A 17,200-nucleotide genomic window follows, 5' to 3' on the forward strand; every position below is an offset into this window, starting at 1 on the left:
CGGACGTGTCAGGCGCGGTCTATGTATCAAGCGCGGCCTACGTATCAGGCGCGGTCTACGTATACGGTCTCACCGCCGCGTGTCTGCTGGGGCTGGGCTTCGTACTCCAGCAGCACGCCGCGCAGCGCGCCCCGCTGGCCGACATGCTCTCCTTCCGGCTGCTGCTCGACCTGGTACGGGACCGGGTGTGGCTGGGCGGCATCGCCTGCATGGTGGCCGGACAGATCTTCGGCGTCCTCGCTCTCGCGCGGGGGGACGTCTCCCGTGTCGAGCCGCTGCTCGCGACCAACCTGATCTTCGCCGTGGTCCTCGCACGGCGGATCAGCGGTCAGCGCCTGGGCTGGACGGGATGGATCGGTGTGGCCCTGCTCAGCGGAGGGGTGACGGCGTTCATCGTCGCCGCACAGCCGAAAGCGGCCAGTGCCCCCGTCGGCGCGGTCCAGCAGGGGCTCGTCATCGCCTCCCTGCTCGCCGCCTCGCTGATCCTGGTCGTCATCGCCAAACACCTGCGGCTGGTCAAGGAACCACCGCTGCTGGCCGCGGCCGGCGGACTGCTCTACGGCATCCAGGACGCGCTGACCCGCATGGCGACCGGCATCTTCTCCGCGGGCGGCCTCCTCTCGCTCCTCACCGCCTGGCAGCCCTACGCCGTGGTGGCCCTCGCCGTCACGGGACTGCTGCTGGTCCAGAGCGCTTTCGAAGCCGGACCGCTGCGCATGTCACTGCCGGCCCTGACCGCCGCGGAACCAATCGCCGGCATCGTCTGCGGCATCGGTCTCCTCGGGGACCAACTCCGCGTCACCCCCACCGCGCTCGCCTGGGAGATCGCCGGCCTCACCGCCGTGATCATCGGCGTCCTGCTGCTCGGCATGCACCCCGCGTTGCCGTCCGGCACCGCGGGACCGGACAACGCGCGCGGTGCCTCCCCGGAAGGCCGATTGCCCCGGCCTGACTAAAGTGGGAACAGATGGTCCTTCTCGGCGGCCCCGGCCATGGCGCCATCAGTGAGACGTCATCCCCGACACCCCGACACCCCCGACGCCATCGGCAAGGCCGCTGACCACAGCCGTTCCCTTCGAAGGGACGTTCCGATGCCGGCGACTCCCCCGTCCAAGGACAAGGCACGGAATGCGGGGACACCCCCCGCCCGCGACCGCCCGGACTCCACGGCCGGACACCGAGCCGCCGCCTACGCGGAGCGGCTCAGTACCGGGCGCCTGGATCTGCCCCTGATCGGCGCCATCACCTTCCCGCCGCGCAAACAACTCGTCTTCTACGCCGGACTCTGCGGCCTCGCCACGGCCGGAGTGATCGAGTGGCCGGTCGCTGCCGCCGTCGGCCTCGGCCACCTCCTCGCCACCAGCCACAGCAACGAGACCATCCGCAACCTCGGCGAAGTCCTCGAAGAGGCGTGATCGCGGGTTCGCCGGCCACTCGGGGAGCAGCACACGGGCGCAGAACGCGACGGAGGGAGTGCGCCATGCGGCACACACCGCCCGAGGGCACCGCGGAGATCATGTTCATCGGCAACGCCACGCTACTGATCCGCTACGGAAACCTGACGCTGCTGACCGACCCGAACTTCCTCCACCGTGGGCAGCGCGCCCACCTCGGCTACGGGCTTGTCTCCCGCCGGCTGACGGAGCCCGCCCTGGGCGTCGCCGACCTGCCCCACGAGGACCTGGACGCGGTCGTGCTGTCCCATCTGCACGGCGACCACTTCGACCGCGTGGCCCGGCGTGGCCTGGACCGGGGGCTCCCCTTCGTGACGACCCCGCACGCCTCCCGTTTCCTCCAGGGCCTGTTCGGGTTCCACCGCGCGGTGGGCCTGCGCACATGGCAGAGCCACACCCTCTTGCACGGCGACTCCCTGGTACGCGTCACCTCACTGCCCGGACGCCACGCGCAGGGCCCGGCTCGCGCCCTGCTGCCGCCGGTGATGGGCAGCCTGCTGGAGTTCGGTGACCGCTCGGGCGAGATCCGCCTGGTCCTCTACCTCACCGGCGACACGCTGATGTACGACGGCCTGCGCGACATCCCCCGCCGCTGCCCCGACATCCACCTGGCGGTCCTGCACCTCGGCGGGACCACCCTGCCCGGCTCCACGGTGGTCACCATGGACGCGGAACAGGGCGCCGACCTGCTCGACCTGATCCGTCCAGGCCGGGCGATGCCCGTCCATTACGACGACTACACCGTCTTCCGCTCACCGCTCTCCGACTTCCTCGCCGAGGCCGGGCGCCGCGGGCACGACGCACACATCCTGCGCTGCTCGCCGGGCGAGCGGGTGACGGTCGGCGCCGAAGCCGTGGCCTGAGCGTTCACTCCGCGCCGCACAGGCTCCTGTCATGCGATGCCTTGCCAGGCGTCGGCTCCGAAGGTGCCTTTGACATCGGAGGCGATGGTCGTGGGGTCCACCGTGGCCTGGAGGGCGTAGACGGTGGTCTTGCGTGCGCCGCGGACACTGAGGTGTACGGGGCTGTCGCCCGGGTGGGCCGCGAGGATGCGCTTGAGTTCCTTGACGGACTGTTCGGTGACGCGGTGCGAGGGGAGTGCGAGCCTCACGGGTGGCTTGCCGCCGATTTCGGCGGAGGAGATGTCGAGGACGGAGAGTTCGCGACCGAAGATGTTCATGGTGCCGTCTCTGTCTTCGATCTTTCCCCTGACGGCGATGACGTTGTCTTCGGCCAGTGCGTGCTGCACGAGCTGGTATGCGGCGGGGAAGAAGAGGACCTCGATGCCGGCATCACGGTCCGCGAGGTTCACGATGGCCCAGGTGTTGCCCTGTTTGGTCATCTTGAGCTGGATGCCGGTGATCAGTCCGGAGAGCTGTACGTCCCCGGTGGTGCGGCCGGAGGCGAGCAGTTCGGCGATGGAACAGTCCCGTGCCCTGGCAAGGATGTGCTCGGCGCCGTCCAGCGGGTGGGCCGATACGTACAGGCCCAGCATGTCGCGTTCGGTCGCCAGGAGCTGCCGGCGGGGCCACTCCGCGTCGTCGAGGGAGAAGTCGAGGCCGAAGGCCGGTGCGCTGCTCTCCTCGTCGCCCAGACCGGCGAAGAGGTCGTCCTGTCCGTAACTCGCCGCCTTCTTCACGGGGATGATCGCGTCGATGGCGTCCTCGTGGACGGCGGTGAGGCCTTTGCGGGAATGGCCCAGGGAGTCGAAGGTGCCGGCCTTGATCAGGGATTCCACAGCTCGTTTGTTCAGCGCGGGCAGGTCGACCTGGTCGAGGAAGTCGGGGAAGGAGGCGAATTTCCCCTTCCGGCGGCGCGCGTCGATGATGGCCTCGATGACGTTGTCGCCGACGTTGCGTACGGATCGCAGCCCGAACCGTACGTCGTCACCGACGGCGGTGAACTCGGCGACGGACTCGTTCACGTCGGGCTGCAGGACGCGGACGCCGTTCTTGCGGGCGTCGGCGAGGTAGACCGCGGCCTTGTCCTTGTCGTCGCCGACCGAGGTGAGCAGGGCGGCCATGTACTCGGCCGGGTAGTTCGCCTTGAGGTAGGCGGTCCAGTACGAGACGAGGCCGTAGCCGGCGGTGTGGGACTTGTTGAACGCGTAGCCGGAGAACGGGAGCATGACGTCCCACAGGGCCTTGATGGCTTCCTCGCCGTATCCATTGCCGCGCATGCCGGAGTGGAACTTGTCCCACTCCGCGGCCAGCACTTCCGGTTTCTTCTTGCCCATCGCACGGCGCAGCAGGTCGGCGCCGCCGAGGGTGTATCCGGCCAGTTCCCGGGCGATGGCCATGATCTGCTCCTGGTAGACGAGCAGATGGAAGGTGTTGCCGAGGATCGGCTCCAGAGCGTCGCGCAGCTCGGGGTGGATCGGGGTGATCTCCTGGCGTCCGGTTTTGCGGTGCGCGTAGTTGGTGTGCGCGTTGGCCGCCATGGGGCCGGGCCGGTAGAGGGCGTTGACCGCGGCGATGTCCTCGAACCGGGTGGGTTCCATCTGCTTCAGCAGGACGCGCATGCCGCCGCCGTCGAGCTGGAAGACACCGAAGGTGTTGCCCTCGGCCAGCAGCCGGTATGTCCTGGCGTCGTCCAGGGGGATCGCGACGGTGGACGGGTCGCCGTCCAGGGGATCCACGGTGGCCAGACTGATGCCCCGGTTCTCGCGGATGTTCTCGATGGCCTGGTCGATGACGCCCAGGTTCCGCAGCCCCAGGAAGTCCATCTTGATCAGGCCCATGGCTTCGCAGGACGGGTAGTCGAAACCGGTGATCTTCACGCCGTCCGAGGCACGCATGTGCAGCGGAATGCGGTCGGTGAGCTTCGTTTTGGAGAGGATCACCGCCGCGGCGTGCACGCCGGTGCCGCGGGTGAGGCCCTCCACCCCGCGCGCGGTGTCGATGACCCGCTTCACATCCTGTTCGTTGTCATACATCTGCCGGATCTCCCCGGCCTCGCCGTACCGCTCGTGGGAGGAGTCGAAGAGGACGGCCAGCGGGGCGGACTTGCCGTTCTGGTCCGGCGGCAGCGCCTTGGTGATCCGCTCGCCGTGGGCGTAGGGGTAGCCGAGGATGCGCGAGGAGTCCTTGATCGCGTTCTTGGCCTTGATCTTGCCGAACGTGTTCACCATGGCGGTGTACTCCTCGCCGTACTTCTCGGTGACGTAGCGGACCATCCGGTCGCGCTGACGGTCGTCGAAGTCGAGGTCGACATCCGGCGGGTTGATGCGCTCGGGGTTGAGAAAGCGTTCGAACAGCAGGCCGTGTTGCAGGGGGCACAGCTCGGTGATGCGGGTGGCGTAGGCGACGATCGAGCCGGTGCACGAGCCGCGGCCGGGGCCGAGCGGGATCCTGTTCTCCCGGGCGTGGCGGCAGATGTCCGCCACGACGAGGAAGTAGGAGCTGAATCCCATGGGGCCGATCACCGACATCTCGGTCTCGAAGCGCTCCAGGATGTGCTGGGGGACGGGGTCCCCGTAGCGCATCGCCAGACCCCCCAGGACTTCCTCGCGCAGCCACGACTCCTGGGTCTCGCCTTCGGGCACGTCCGGGAACCGCGGCATCTCGTCGACGTAATCGAAGACCTCGTCGTAGGACTCGACGCGCTCGGCGATCAGCAGGGTGTTGTCGCAGGCCTCCGGGAGCTCCGAGAACAGGCCGCGCATCTCGGCGGCCGTCTTGAGGTAGTAGCCGGAGCCGTTGAAACGGAAGCGGCCCGGGTCGTCCTTGTTCTTGCCGACACCGATGCACAGCAGGCTGTCGTGGGCGTCGGCCTGGTCCTCGGTGACGTAGTGCGCGTCATTGGTGGCCAGGAGGGGAATGTTCAGTTCCCTGGCCAGGCGCAGCAGGCCCTCACGGACCTCACGCTCGATGTCCAGGCCGTGGTCCATCAGTTCCAGGAAGTAGTTCTCACGGCCGAAGATCTCCTGATAGGCCGCGGCGGCCGCCTTCGCCTCGTCGTACTGGTTCAGCCGCAGACGGGTCTGGATCTCGCCGGACGGGCAGCCGGTGGTGGCGATGACCCCGTCCGGCCGCTGCGCGATCAACTCCCGGTCCATGCGCGGCTTTCCGGCAGGGAACTGACCCTCATAGCTGGCCTGCGTGCTGAGCCAGAACAGGTTCCGCAGCCCCTGGCTGTTCCGCGCCCACATGGTCATATGAGTGAAGCGGCCGCCACCGGAGACGTCTTTCGACCCCTCACCGTCCGCGCTCGTGGCGCGACGGCCTCCCGGCCCCCAGAACTCCTGCTTCCGGGCGAACCGAGAGGAAGGCGCCACGTACGCCTCGATGCCGATGATCGGCCTGATCCCCTCGAAACCCTTCGCGACCTGCGCGAACTCATAGGCGCCGAACATGTTGCCGTGGTCACTCATCGCGATCGCGGGCATCCCCTGCCGGGCCACCTCGCCGAACATCGGCTTCAGCTTCTGCGCGCCGTCCAGCATCGAGTATTCGGTGTGATTGTGCAGGTGCACGAAGGAATCCGGCACGGGTGGGTCGCCTCCGGGGTGAGTGGCGCTGCTTGCCAAACCACAGGTTGACCGGAGACATCAAAGCGAGCGTGGCTTACCGGAATCAAACAACCATTTCGGTGATCGGACTCAACGATTGGTTGTCCACCTAGGATGGGCGGCATGGACCTCACTGCCGTGCGCACCTTCGTCGCCGCCGTGGACGCGGGACAGTTCCAGGAAGCCGCCACCAGCCTGTCGATCACCCCACAGGCTGTGTCCAAGCGCGTCGCGGTGCTGGAGAAGGACCTCGGTGTGCAGCTGTTCAGCCGTACGGCCCGCGGAGCCCGGCTCACCATCGACGGGCAGGCGTTCCTGCCCTACGCCCGGGCCCTCCTCCAGGCCGAGGAACGGGCGGCCGCTTCCGTGCGGCCAGGGCGCCGGGCGTTGCGCGTCGACGTGATCCGCCACCGGGTCTCGGTGGCGGGGCTGCTGCGCGACTTCCACCGCGCGCATCCCGAAACCGACCTCGATGTCGTCACCCTGTTCGATTACGACACGGCCATCGCCGCCATCCGGTCCGGGACGATCGACGCGACCTTCCGCGCCGTGAGCATGCCGGGCCGGCAGCTCCCCGACGGCATCGAGGCCACTCCGGTCTTCGACGAACCGCTCTACCTGTTCACCGGACCGGCTCACGAGTTCGCCGGCGCCCGCGCGATCGCCCCCGCCCAGCTCGCCGGGCGCCGGATCTGGATGCCCGGCAACATGCCCGGCACCGAGTGGGCCGCCTACTACGACGAACTCGCCGCCACGTTCGGTCTCACCATCGACGCGGTCGGCCCGAACTTCGGCATCGAGCACCTCCTCGACACCATCGCGGACTCCACGACGCTGGCCACCTTCGTCAGCGAGCAGACCCCGCTCGTCTGGCCCGCCGGCCACGACCTGCGACGCATCCCCCTCCAAGGACCGACCCCGGTCTATCCCCACTCACTGATCTGGCGCACCGACAACCCCCACCCCGCCCTGGCCGCCCTGCGCCGCCATCTCACCTCCGCCTATCCCGGCCGCCCCGAGACCGGCGTCTGGACCCCGACATGGGCCCAGCCCGCTCAGCCCGCTCAGCCCGAACACGCGTGACGGGACCGCGATTGTGGTCAGCCGGTTTCGACGGCGAAGGGACCGCCACCGCCGAACACGAGCCGTGCGAAGTTCTCGCCGATGCGGCGGTGTCCCGCCGGATCGGGGTGGACCTCGTCGGGCAGCGGGAACTCGGCATAGTCCCTCTCGCCGTACAGGTCACGGCCGTCGAGATAGTGCAGATTCGGGTCGTCAGCCGCCCGCTGGCGGACGATCCGGGCGAGTTCGCCACGGATGACGTTCAGCGTCAGGCGCCCGGCGGCGCGTTCGGCCGGATCGCCTGTCGCCTTGAACCGCAGGGTGCCACCGTCGAAGTCGGGCGCGAGCGGGCCGGGGGTGTCCTCCTGGACCGGGCACAGGATGGCGGACACGACCAGCAGCGGCGTCGCCGGATGCCCCTCGCGGATGGTGTCGAGGAAGCCGTGGACCGCGGGGCCGAAGGCGCGCAGGCGCATGGCGTCGGAGTTGACGACGTTGATGCCGAGCTTGACGCTGATCAGGTCCGCGGGGGTGTCCCTCATCGCCCGGGCGGTGAACGGGTCCAGCAGCGCGCTGCCGCCGAACCCCATGTTGACCAGCTCCACCCCGCCCCGGGCGGCCGCCAGGGCCGGCCAGATGGCGGTCGGATGCGTGGCGTTCGAGCCGTGGCTGATGGAACTGCCGTGATGCAGCCACACCCTGCGCCCGCTGTCCGGCGCCCGCTCGACGGGGGCGTCGGTGCGCAGGGCGATCAGCTCGGTGATCTCCGTATGCGGGAGCCAGATCTCGACATCCTTGTCACCCGCCGGCAGACCGGTGAACCGGGCGGTGCCGGCCGGCCCCTCCGACAGCTCGGAGGACTGGGTGACCATGTCGGTGATCGTGCGCACGTTACCGCCGACCACCGTGGCCTGGGCAGCGAGACGGCCATCGACCAGCAGGTCGTACACGCCGTCCGCCGGGGCTGGGAAACCCCGGTAGACCCGCTTGGTGGGCAGCGTGTCCAGTTCGATCGTGGTGGCCCGGGTGCGGAACGCCAACCGCACCCCGGAGGGCTGGGCCTCGGCCACCGCCAGTTGGCTGTCGGGAATCTGCCGGCGCGCCCGGGCGGGCAGCCGGTGCGGCAGCAGACCGTGCGCGGTCGTTTCCACGTCGAGGTGACCGCGCAGGATGTCCTCGGTGACGGGTGTGGTGATCGTGTCGTGCTCGGTGTTCATCGCCTCATCCTGTTGATCAGGATCGCCGATTGTCCATGTGCGCCGGTGCGCGGCGCGGCGCGGGCCGGGCTGTCGGCGGTCAGTCAGCCGGCCAGGTGCTTGCCGAAGAATTCGGTGAGCTCGGCGACGGCGGGGGTGACGTACTCGTCCTTGTCGTACACAGCTGCGGCGGCTGCTGGACGACCTGACCACCACACCGGCCGTCGTCCTGGGCCGGCGCACGGACATCCTCGCCTGGAACCCCATGGCCGCCGCCCTGTTCACCGACTTCGCGCGGATCCCGGAAAGGAAACGCAACTTCGTACGGCTGGTCTTCTGCGAACCGGCCATCAGAGCGCTGTACCCGGACTGGGACTGGGTGGCACAGATCAGCCTGGCGCAGCTGCGCATGGAGGCCGCCCGGGACCCGAAAGACCCACGGCTGGCCGAGCTGGTGGGCGAGCTGTCACTTCAGGACCCCGACTTCCGGCGGTGGTGGGGCGCCCATCGCGTCGCCGTCCAGGGCACAGGCACGAAAACCCTGAACCATCCGATCGCCGGCCGGCTCACCCTCGACTGGTCCTTCCTCACCTGCACCGACGACCCCGACCAGCAGCTCATCACCCTGACCGCCGAACCCGGCACACCCAGCCACGACCGTCTGCGCATCCTCGCCTCATGGGCCGCGCAAAGCGCCGGCCACCCCGCGGCAGACCACTGAACGCGGGATTCTCACCCACCCCTCCATCTCACCCTTCTCGTGGGCGAGCCGCCCTCCTGGCCGCGGGCAGCCCGCGCCCGAGGAGACCGGCGGCAGGCATACCCTCGCGTCGCACGAGCTGAGAGGGGCCTCAGTCCGCTGTTCCGGACACCGCAACCCATCGCGTTGGCTGCCCCGTCACGGCGGCGATCATGTCGTAGTCGCCGTCGTAGTGCAGGACGATCGCGCCGTGCCGTTCGGCGGTCGCCGCAATCACGAGGTCCGAGACCGAGAGAGCCTTCCAGTTACCGGCCGCGATGAGCTGGGTCTGCACCTCCAGGGCTCGGTCCCATGCCTCATCAGGGGTCGAAAGCCAGTCGAAGCCGCGCATCTCGTCGCGGATGCGTTCCGCATCGGCCTTAGATCGGGCACTGTGCAACACCTCGAGTTCGACGGCACCGCACACGGCGAGCAGACCCGCATTGTGCAGCGGTTCGATCACTGCACGAACGGCTGGCTTCGGGTAACGGGCAAGTGCGGACTTGTCGATGAGGTAGCAATCGGTCATGCGGCCTGGTGCGGATCAGCTGGAGCCTCAACAGGCCCCGTCAGGTCCGGCAGGCCACCTTCGGCAAGCCAGTTCAGGAACGATGCACGCTTACGCCGCTTGATCGCGTCCTCCAGCGCGGCGTTCACCGTGGCGACCTTGGTCGTGGTCCCAAAGATCTCCGCGGCCTCGGCAAGCATCTCGTCATCGACATCGATCAAGGTTCGCGTCATGAGTCCTCCTCCAGGCCGGCGCACCCACACCTCCCGATGATATCAAATTTCACGCCACTAGATATCGCCATGTGTTGCACGTGCGTCGATGCGGATGCGCGGCCGGACGCCGTCGGCACACCGTGCCCACGCACGAGCCACGAACCGACGCATGCGAGCAGGCCGCCGAAGCACCAGCCATCACAGGCCTCAGGGGCGCCGAACCCACTCTCCCCACCGGGCCAGAACTCACCCTCCGACTTCACGGGCGAGGCGTTCTGCAGGCGGGAGCCCTGCCGTGGCGGGGCGGGGCGGACTCAAACCCACAGACGACGGATTATGAGCCCTTCGAGGATCTTGGCGGCCCTTGCCCCTCCATGCTCGTTCGTGAGGTTTTCACAGGCCGGGAGGGGATGGCATCCCGCCTCGCCCCACCTTGGCGTGATAGGTACTGGCATAAATTGCCGTATGTATCGAAGGGGTGTCGTGAGCCGCACCGTGATCGACCTCGACGACGAGGCGCTGGAAGCCGCCGCCAGAGAACTCGGCACCACCACCAAGCGCGACACCATCAACACCGCCCTGCGCGAGGTCACAGCCCGTTACCGGCGGCTGCGCTCACTCGAAGAGGCGCGTGAACTGGTTGCCGACGGAGCCCTGGATGTGGATCTGCTCCTGGACAAGAGCAAGTACCGGCCCACGAGCTCACCGGCGCCGGGCGCGCCGCAAGGGTGGATGAGTGAGCGTCGCCGACTACCTCATCGACGCCTCCGCCCTCGCCCGCGTCCTGCTCGGCCAGAACACGGCCGAGTGGGACGACCGGATCGGTGCCGGTCTCGTAGCGATCTGCGACATCACAGAGCTGGAGGTCCTCTACTCCGCCCGATCGGCCACCGACCGCGCCCGGCTGAAGGCAGCGCTCGACGCATGGTGCCCGATGCCGGACGGCATCCATCGACGCGCTCGCGTGGTCCAGGAGCAGCTCACCGCGAAGGGCGAGCATCGCACTGCGGGCCCTATCGATCTCCTCGTGGCCGCTGCCGCCGAAGAGGCCGGTCTCGCCCTGCTCCACTACGACCCGGACTTCGAAACCATCGCCCGGACCACGAGCCAGCCGGTGCGCATGATCGACCTCAAGCGGTAGCCCCGCAGCCGGAGGAGTCCTGGATGAGCCAGACCCTGTCTCCCAACGGGGCTTCACCTGGGCACTGTTGAGACAGGCGCACCCGCTGTCCATCACGGTGCCGTGCTCCTACGTGCTACGGGTGAGGCCGTCGGTGATGGTGCAGGGCGGCAAGGCCGTGGGCGGCTCGTACTCGATCCGCTGCTCGCCGAACCCTGCGAGCCTGCCGGGCGGCGGGCGCCACGCCGGCTCGGGACCTGCGAGGTGGCAGGTGCATCCAGACCAGTCAGGCAGCCCCCAGAAAGATCCGTGCAGGCCGACCTTGGCGAAGTAGGCGGTGGCGGAGGTGGGGTCGCGGCGGGTGTAGCCCGGTCCCAGGCGTTCGGTGTACCAGTCGTCGGCGAAGCGCCACAGGGTGCCCAGATCCATGACGTAGCCGCGATCGTGGCCTGACTTCTGCAACCAGGTGTGGACGCAGTCCGTGGAGCAGAACAGGCGCTGGTTGGCGCAGGTGTGCATTGCACCACATTGTTCCAGGCCCGGTCCATTGTCGTGAGGAAATGGGCTACCTGGTCGCCTTGCGGGGGTGCTTCTCGGCCGACCACCAACAGACAGCGGCACTCAGCTCGGGTCGCGGCACACTCGGCTGGACCGTCGCCCCCCGGGCGGGTCACGGTCAGGAACGTATGTCTCGTTGTTCCACGTCCTTCAAGACAGCCGCCACGGCTACGAAGTCGTTGTCCACGTGGAGCACGGTGTGCCCGTGGTGGACCGAGGTCGCACACACCAGAAGGTCAAGAGCGCCCGCAGCGCGATGCTGTCCGCGCTGCGTGAGCTTGTACTGCGCCGTGTCCACCCAGCGCCAGGCATTCTTCGGAACCGGTGAGAACTGACACAAGGCATCCAGTTCCTCAGCCAACTCGTCGCGGTGGGCCGGGCTGGTAGCTGAGTAAAGGAACTCGGCACGTGTGGGCTCGCAGATGAAGAACACGCCGGCGGCAATGTGCCCTTCCCAGGGCTGCAGCGCCCCCGGCGTGCGGAAGAGATGCCACAGAGCCGACGTGTCGAGAAGGTACGTGATCACTCGAAGGCTGCCCGCCGCGCGCGCTTGGCGGCTTTGTGCGCGGCCGCCGCGGCCTCGAACTCGCCACGCTCCCCCCGGGCAGCCAGTCTCTCGGCGGCTTCAAGCCGCTTGATCCGCGCCACATAGTCCCGCAGGGCCGCGTTGACGGTGTCCTTCTTCGTAGTCGAGCCCATGAGACGCATAGCCTCGGCGAGCGCCTCATCGTCTAGATCGATCTGGGTCACAGACATGCCACCGCACCCCAAACTGCGAATACTCGATGTACATAGCCATGATACATCGCCAACATGCGCCTCGTACGCCATCACGAGACAAGACAACGATCGGCGCACCCGCCGTTCGATGACCCCTCACAGGCTCCACCCCAGCTTGGCACCGCGCCTCTGGCCACGAGTGCCACCGGCGAACGTGCAGGAGATCACGCCGAGACGTTCAGCGGTCGGCCTGGTGCGGGTCAGCCGGAATCTCGACGGGACCCGTCAGGTCCGGCAGGCCGCCTTCGGCCCCAACAGCGTGGACGCTGGTCAGAAGAACGTCTTGTCCCAGGTATCCGTGACGACCGCTCGTAGTGCGTTGCTGAAATCGTTCGCGACCCGCTGGAATCCAGCGTCCCCGTAGAGCAGGACGTCGCCGTTCTCCGCGAGGAGCACCGCCTCCTCGGTGTCGAACACGGTGCCAACCAACAGGACAGGAAAGCCGAGGCGTTTGGCGAGGACACCCAGGGTCCTGGGCGTGGCGTGGGTGGACTCCAGTGTCCTCTCGACCGATGTCGTGAGTTCGCACTTCCACTCACGTGATACCCAGGTCACGGTGAGTTCGCCGTAGGCCGCGAGGAATTCTCGGAGTTGAGGGGTGACTTCGTACCCGTCCTCGGCGTACTTGAGGCAGGCCTCCTCGATGTCCAAGGGGTGAACCTCGAGCCCGGCGGTCCCCGACAGAGCGTTCCGGACTTCCTGGAGCGCCCGCCGGTCGGGGGTGGTGTTCATCCTGTCAATACCTTTCCTCCGAAGCCGGGCACCCAGGTCGCGCAGTTCTGGCACATCTTGAACCTCTTGCCCTTGGTGTTGACGGTCACCAGATCGATGTTCTTGGGATCCGCACCGTCCTTGATGGCCTTGGTGAACATGCGTGGTTCCGCGCATACTCCTGGCGGGCGCTCGGACGGGTGCTGCGACTCAACAGGCATCGCATTGATCACGGACCGATGATGGCCGGTCGCCGAGCCGCTTTCGGCGTAGTAGATCTTACCGGTGGTCCGGTCCCGGCCCACGCAGTAGGCGCCCGGAGGTACGTCGTCCTCTCCGAGGCTGTCGGCGACCTGCTGGACGCGTGCCTTGGCCAGGTCCATCAGCTGCTTCTTGAGGGCGTCGTCTTCATCCGGCATCAGGCCGAGCGGGTCGCACCAGGTGTGTGGGTTGTGAACGTATGCGTCGGGGTTGAGGGCGGGGGCGAGGCCGAGCGGGTCCGGGGTGGTGTAGCGGGCGGTGGTGGGGTCGTAGTAGCGGTTGAGGTTGTAGTGCAGGCTGGTTTCGGGGTCGAAGTACTGCCCGGGGAAGCGCAGCGGTGTGGTGGTGGCGCTGTCAGTCGGCCAGGTGGTGATGCCCCACAAGGTGTGGACGGCCCGCCAGGCGATGGCGCCGGTGGTGGTGTCGACGAGTTCGGTTGGTGTGCCGATGAGGTCGGTGACGATCGCGAAGAACCGGCGGTCGATCTGGTCCTGCGGGGTCTCGGCGGTCGCCGGGGGGGCGGTGGTCTCGGTCTGGGCCAGCGGGTGCAGCCCTCGGTGGTCCCAGCTCACGGTGTGCGGACCGGGAAGGCTGGGGGCGCGGGTGGTCTGTTCGGCCAGAGTCGAGCCGTCCCACGTGAAGTCGGTCCGTTCCTCGACCGTGGCGCCGTCGGGGGCAAGGCGGTGCTTGGCGATCCGGCGGCCGAGGGGGTCGTAGAGGTAGGTCCAGCGGGTGCCGTCGGGCGTGGTGACGTGGGTGAGGCGGTCTTCGGCGTCCCAGGTGTAGTGCCAGGTGGCGGGCTTCTTCGACAAACGGGTGATCTGGCGGAGGGTGGTGCGGCCCGCGGCGTCGTATTCGTAGCGGACGCGGCCGGCGGTGCCGAGCTGGGTGCCGGTGTAGGTGCGGGCGCCGACCGCTGCGGCGGCGACCCCTGCGGCGGCGTCGGTAGTGGGCCAGTGCGCGTCGGTGAGGTTCCCGGCCGGGTCGTAGGCGTAGTTCTCAGTCCAGGTGGGGGCGTGGACAGCGGTGACGCGGCCGACGGCGTCGAGGTCGAAGGTCCGTGGGCCGCTGAGCTCGTCGTCGATGCCGGTCAGGGCTCCATCGGCGCGGTAGGCGTAGGCGCGGCGCTGCAGCACCGCCTGGTCGGAGCGGAGGATCTGGCCGGTGAGGCGGTGCTCGATGTCCCAGGTGCTGGTCAGAATGAGGCGGCCGTCCAGCGTGCGTTCGTACTCGTGCCCGGCGACGTCGTAGGCGAAGTCGAGCCTGCCGCCGCTGGTGGTCAGGGAAGTGCGGCGGCCTGCCGCGTCGCAGGTCCAGGTGCTGGTGTGACCGCTGGGGGTGGTACGGCTGACGCGGCGGCCGAGGGCGTCCAGGGTGTGGGTAAGGGTGCGGCCGTCCACAGTCTCGGCGAGCAGGCGGCCGAGAGGATCGACGGCACGGTGCAGATCGGCGTCCGGGTTGGTGGCCCGGATCAAGTCCCCGGCCGCATTGTAGGCGTAGGTGGCGATCGAGTCGTCGGTGTTCTTCTTCACGATGCGGCCGAGCACGTCATAGGCGTACTGGATCCGCTGCCCGCTCGGGTTCGTCCGCGCCACCACCTGTCCCCCGGCGTCCAGCTCGTAGCCGATGCTCCGGCCGTGGAAATCCGTCTCCGCCACCAGTCGCCCGGCGGCGTCGTAGGTGTGTTTCCAGGTCTGTCCCAGAGTGTTGGTGACGGATACGAGCTGCATGTGTGCGTCGTAGCCGAAGGTGAGACGGGTGCCGTCGGGGTTGGTGCGGGCGGCGACGGTCTCGAAGGGCGTGTACTCGAATCCGGTGACCTGGCCGAGCCGGTCGGTGTGCGCGAGGAGATTTCCCTCGTCATCGTACGTCCAGGTCTCGGCGCTCCCGTCCGCGGACGTGTACGAGGTCAGCAGGCCCTCGACGCTCCAGGTCAGCCGGGTGACGCCGCCCAACTGGTCGGTGACGGCGGTAACCCGGCCGAAGGCGTCTCGCTCGTACCGGCTGGTGGCCCCGGTCGGGTCGATGACCTCGACGGGCAGGCCGACCGGGTTACACCGCACGAGGGTGGTGTGGCCGAGAGCGTCGGTGACTGAGGCGAGGTGGCCGAATGTGTCGTAGCGGTAGCGCGTGGTGGCGCCGGTGGGGTCAGTGAGGGAGGTGCGGCGGCCGACCTCGTCGAAGGTCTGCTGCCAGGTCCGGTCGCCGGGCCGGGTGATCTGCGTCGGATGGTGCACGTCGCCGGAGTAGACGGCCGTGGACTGCTCGCCGTCCGGGCGGATGACGGCGACGAGCCTCCCCGCGTCGTCGTACGCGAGACGAGTGGTGCGGCCCAGCGGGTCGGTCTGGGACAGCAGCCGGTCGTACTCGTCCCGTTCAAAGAGCGTGGTGTTCCCCAGGGGGTCGGTCTGGGCGACGATCTGGGCGTGCTCGTTGACCTGGTACTGGGTGGTGTGGCCGAGGGCGTTGGTCTCGGAGTGGGTCCGGATACCGGTGACCGGGTCCGGGACGCCGTACTCGAAACGGAACCTGAGCGAGCCGTCGGCACCGCCCTCCTCGACGACACGGTCGAACTCGTCGTAGGTGTACAGGTACCGAGTGCCGTTGCGGTCGGTCCAGGACAGGATCCGGCCCTGCGCGTCGTTGTCGAAGCAGAGCGGCTGGCCAGAGGAGTCGTACACCGCGCACAGATGGCCGTCGGTGTAGCCGTACCGCGTCAGCGGCACGTCCTGGCCGTCCTCGCCCGCACCGGCCAGGCGCAGTGCGGTGATCCGGCCCGCATACACGGTGACCAGGAGCCGGTAGCCGCCGGAATGGGTCATGCTCAGCGGCGCGCCGTCGGCGTCGTAGGCGAAATCCACATGGTGACCGGCCCGGTCGCGGATGCGGGTCAGCAGAGCCGTCGTACCGTCGGGCTGGCGAGTGAACTCCCGGACCAGGCCTGTGGCCCGATCAGTCAGGGTGTAATCACCCGACAGGGAATCGATCTCCAGGTCCTGTCGTACCCCGGCCGTCGCTTGCGCGGACTCGTCGGGAGCCGGGTGCGGGTATGCCTGCGTGTAGCGGTCCGCACTGAGGTAGACGACGCCCTCAGCATCGATCTCCAGCCGCTCGTCGAAGGTGCACACCCAGCGCGGCCCCATCCAGCGCCCGGCCTGGTACCCGGACTCGAAGGAACGCTTGAACAGCAGTGGCAGCAAGCCCGGCAGGGACACATCCATCTGCTCGATGAACATTCGCCCGGTCGCCATGTCCACCGGCTCACCGCCGGGGCAGACCGACTCCTGCGGACGGCCCGCCTCACGCGGGTTCCGGACCTGCTCACGGCCTTGGCCCGTGCCCGGGCCAGAGGCCCCTCCCTGCCTGCCTCCGCCGTTGAGCCCTGCCGCGGCGGCTGTCGACAGGTTTCCGCCTGCCGCGCCAGGCCCGGGAAGAACCCCTCGCTGGCCGGGCGCACCGCCGCCCCTCGGTGCCGCTGCGCGTATGGCCTGTGCGCAGATGGTCTCGGCTTCGCTTGCGGCCCGTGCGGCTGCACGGGCCATCTGGGCCGCTGCTTGCCGTTCCTGTTCGGCTTGTCCGGCGTAGCTGCCGATGCGGACAGCCGTCTGGCGGATTTCAGGACGCTGGTACTGGCTGAGCTGCCCCGCGGTCGCCGCGTTCAGGCCGCGCCAGATGCCGCCGCCTCCGGAGAAGGTCACGGGCACAAGTGAGCAGAACTGCTGTAAGGCGGCTTGGTACTGGGCGTCCGCCTGCATGCCGCGGCTCAGTGCGGCCCGGGACTGAATCTTGGCCTGCTCCAGTTGTTGCGCGTACGCGGCAAGGGCGTTGCCGCATTTTTCGTGCGCTGGCCCTAAGCGTGCTGCCTGCTCGGGGAGTTCGGCGAGCCTGCGCAGGAATCGTGGGGCGTAGTCTCCTTGCATGCGGAGGTCGCCGCTGTTGGCGGCGACCTGGCGGAGCCGGCTGGTGTGCTGTTCGGCGTGCTCGGCTTCACGCTTCAGCTGTGCTGCCAGGGTCTGGATCCGTGCGGGGTCGCCCGGGACGGGGTCTCCCGTGAGGTCCAGGACGCTCCAGTCCTCCATATCTCCG

General features: G+C 68.4%; 14 protein-coding genes and 2 pseudogenes. 7 read left to right on the top strand and 9 right to left on the bottom strand.

From position 1 onward, the window contains the following. The first annotated feature begins 5 nt into the window (after positions 1-5). The 3 genes from ACFZDL_RS13615 (at position 6) to ACFZDL_RS13625 (ending at position 2,317) form a co-directional block, all read left to right on the top strand. Complete coding sequence (locus ACFZDL_RS13615; RefSeq protein WP_353589244.1) at positions 6-956, top strand: DMT family transporter; 951 nt, start codon at positions 6-8, stop codon at positions 954-956. A 135-nt stretch (positions 957-1,091) separates the two neighbouring features. Then, a complete protein-coding gene (locus ACFZDL_RS13620) occupies positions 1,092-1,415 on the top strand; it encodes a hypothetical protein (RefSeq protein WP_353589246.1) in 324 nt (107 codons plus the stop codon). Positions 1,416-1,480: 65 nt separating this feature from the next. Next, on the top strand, positions 1,481-2,317 hold the full coding sequence (locus ACFZDL_RS13625; RefSeq protein ID WP_353589247.1) for an MBL fold metallo-hydrolase: 837 nt from the start codon (positions 1,481-1,483) through the stop codon (positions 2,315-2,317). Positions 2,318-2,346: 29 nt separating this feature from the next. Here the strand turns inward: ACFZDL_RS13625 and dnaE are convergent, their stop codons facing one another. Continuing rightward, positions 2,347-5,943: a DNA polymerase III subunit alpha gene (gene dnaE, locus ACFZDL_RS13630; protein ID WP_353589248.1), complete on the bottom strand. Its 3,597-nt coding sequence runs from the start codon at positions 5,941-5,943 to the stop codon at positions 2,347-2,349. Between the two features lie 144 nt (positions 5,944-6,087). On the opposite strand from dnaE, the gene ACFZDL_RS13635 reads away from it, so the two are divergent. Then, positions 6,088-7,047: a LysR family transcriptional regulator gene (locus ACFZDL_RS13635; RefSeq protein ID WP_353589250.1), complete on the top strand. Its 960-nt coding sequence runs from the start codon at positions 6,088-6,090 to the stop codon at positions 7,045-7,047. A 17-nt stretch (positions 7,048-7,064) separates the two neighbouring features. On the opposite strand, the gene ACFZDL_RS13640 is transcribed toward ACFZDL_RS13635, so the two are convergent. Further along, complete coding sequence (locus ACFZDL_RS13640) at positions 7,065-8,243, bottom strand: GDSL-type esterase/lipase family protein (protein WP_353589251.1); 1,179 nt, start codon at positions 8,241-8,243, stop codon at positions 7,065-7,067. Positions 8,244-8,397: 154 nt separating this feature from the next. On the opposite strand from ACFZDL_RS13640, the pseudogene ACFZDL_RS13645 reads away from it, so the two are divergent. Continuing rightward, positions 8,398-8,943: pseudogene (locus ACFZDL_RS13645) on the top strand (transcriptional regulator); the annotation flags it as partial. Positions 8,944-9,073: 130 nt separating this feature from the next. Here ACFZDL_RS13645 and ACFZDL_RS13650 read toward each other — a convergent pair. Together ACFZDL_RS13650 and ACFZDL_RS13655 are read right to left on the bottom strand one after the other, a co-directional pair. Then, entirely contained in the window at positions 9,074-9,490 is a 417-nt protein-coding gene (locus ACFZDL_RS13650; RefSeq protein WP_353589252.1) for a PIN domain nuclease, read from the bottom strand. Further along, positions 9,487-9,702 carry a type II toxin-antitoxin system VapB family antitoxin gene (locus tag ACFZDL_RS13655; RefSeq protein ID WP_353589254.1) on the bottom strand — a complete coding sequence of 72 codons (216 nt, stop codon included), beginning with the start codon at positions 9,700-9,702 and terminating at the stop codon, positions 9,487-9,489. Before ACFZDL_RS13655 ends, ACFZDL_RS13650 begins: the two co-directional genes overlap by 4 nt. Before the next feature lie 465 nt (positions 9,703-10,167). Here ACFZDL_RS13655 and ACFZDL_RS13660 point away from each other — a divergent pair. After that, positions 10,168-10,380, top strand: a pseudogene (locus ACFZDL_RS13660) (type II toxin-antitoxin system VapB family antitoxin); the annotation flags it as partial. A 40-nt stretch (positions 10,381-10,420) separates the two neighbouring features. Beyond that, a complete protein-coding gene (locus tag ACFZDL_RS13665) occupies positions 10,421-10,825 on the top strand; it encodes a PIN domain-containing protein (protein WP_353589256.1) in 405 nt (134 codons plus the stop codon). A gap of 108 nt (positions 10,826-10,933) precedes the next feature. On the opposite strand, the gene ACFZDL_RS13670 is transcribed toward ACFZDL_RS13665, so the two are convergent. The 5 genes from ACFZDL_RS13670 to ACFZDL_RS13690 all read right to left on the bottom strand — a co-directional run bounded on the left by ACFZDL_RS13670 (position 10,934) and on the right by ACFZDL_RS13690 (position 17,193). After that, a complete protein-coding gene (locus ACFZDL_RS13670) occupies positions 10,934-11,323 on the bottom strand; it encodes a hypothetical protein (RefSeq protein WP_353589258.1) in 390 nt (129 codons plus the stop codon). Positions 11,324-11,480: 157 nt separating this feature from the next. Beyond that, on the bottom strand, positions 11,481-11,888 hold the full coding sequence (locus tag ACFZDL_RS13675; RefSeq protein ID WP_353589260.1) for a PIN domain nuclease: 408 nt from the start codon (positions 11,886-11,888) through the stop codon (positions 11,481-11,483). After that, positions 11,885-12,118, bottom strand: coding sequence for a type II toxin-antitoxin system VapB family antitoxin (locus tag ACFZDL_RS13680; RefSeq protein ID WP_353589262.1), 234 nt, complete (start codon positions 12,116-12,118; stop codon positions 11,885-11,887). Before ACFZDL_RS13680 ends, ACFZDL_RS13675 begins: the two co-directional genes overlap by 4 nt. Positions 12,119-12,412: 294 nt before the next feature. Beyond that, positions 12,413-12,874 carry an SUKH-3 domain-containing protein gene (locus tag ACFZDL_RS13685; RefSeq protein ID WP_353589264.1) on the bottom strand — a complete coding sequence of 154 codons (462 nt, stop codon included), beginning with the start codon at positions 12,872-12,874 and terminating at the stop codon, positions 12,413-12,415. After that, positions 12,871-17,193, bottom strand: coding sequence for a DUF6531 domain-containing protein (locus ACFZDL_RS13690; RefSeq protein WP_353589266.1), 4,323 nt, complete (start codon positions 17,191-17,193; stop codon positions 12,871-12,873). Before ACFZDL_RS13690 ends, ACFZDL_RS13685 begins: the two co-directional genes overlap by 4 nt. Positions 17,194-17,200 lie beyond the last annotated feature (7 nt).

The sequence above is a fragment of the Streptomyces sp. NPDC007917 genome (assembly GCF_042959105.1).
In the GTDB taxonomy this organism is placed as follows: Bacteria; Actinomycetota; Actinomycetes; order Streptomycetales; family Streptomycetaceae; genus Streptomyces.

Coding starts and splice junctions, on each gene's coding strand:
- ACFZDL_RS13620 (WP_353589246.1), top strand. CDS start 1,092: ATGCCGGCGACTCCCCCGTCCAAGGACAAGGCACGGAATGCGGGGACA.
- ACFZDL_RS13625 (WP_353589247.1), top strand. CDS start 1,481: ATGCGGCACACACCGCCCGAGGGCACCGCGGAGATCATGTTCATCGGC.
- ACFZDL_RS13635 (WP_353589250.1), top strand. CDS start 6,088: ATGGACCTCACTGCCGTGCGCACCTTCGTCGCCGCCGTGGACGCGGGA.
- ACFZDL_RS13640 (WP_353589251.1), bottom strand. CDS start 8,243: ATGAACACCGAGCACGACACGATCACCACACCCGTCACCGAGGACATC.
- ACFZDL_RS13650 (WP_353589252.1), bottom strand. CDS start 9,490: ATGACCGATTGCTACCTCATCGACAAGTCCGCACTTGCCCGTTACCCG.
- ACFZDL_RS13655 (WP_353589254.1), bottom strand. CDS start 9,702: ATGACGCGAACCTTGATCGATGTCGATGACGAGATGCTTGCCGAGGCC.
- ACFZDL_RS13670 (WP_353589258.1), bottom strand. CDS start 11,323: ATGCACACCTGCGCCAACCAGCGCCTGTTCTGCTCCACGGACTGCGTC.
- ACFZDL_RS13680 (WP_353589262.1), bottom strand. CDS start 12,118: ATGTCTGTGACCCAGATCGATCTAGACGATGAGGCGCTCGCCGAGGCT.
- ACFZDL_RS13685 (WP_353589264.1), bottom strand. CDS start 12,874: ATGAACACCACCCCCGACCGGCGGGCGCTCCAGGAAGTCCGGAACGCT.
- ACFZDL_RS13690 (WP_353589266.1), bottom strand. CDS start 17,193: ATGGAGGACTGGAGCGTCCTGGACCTCACGGGAGACCCCGTCCCGGGC.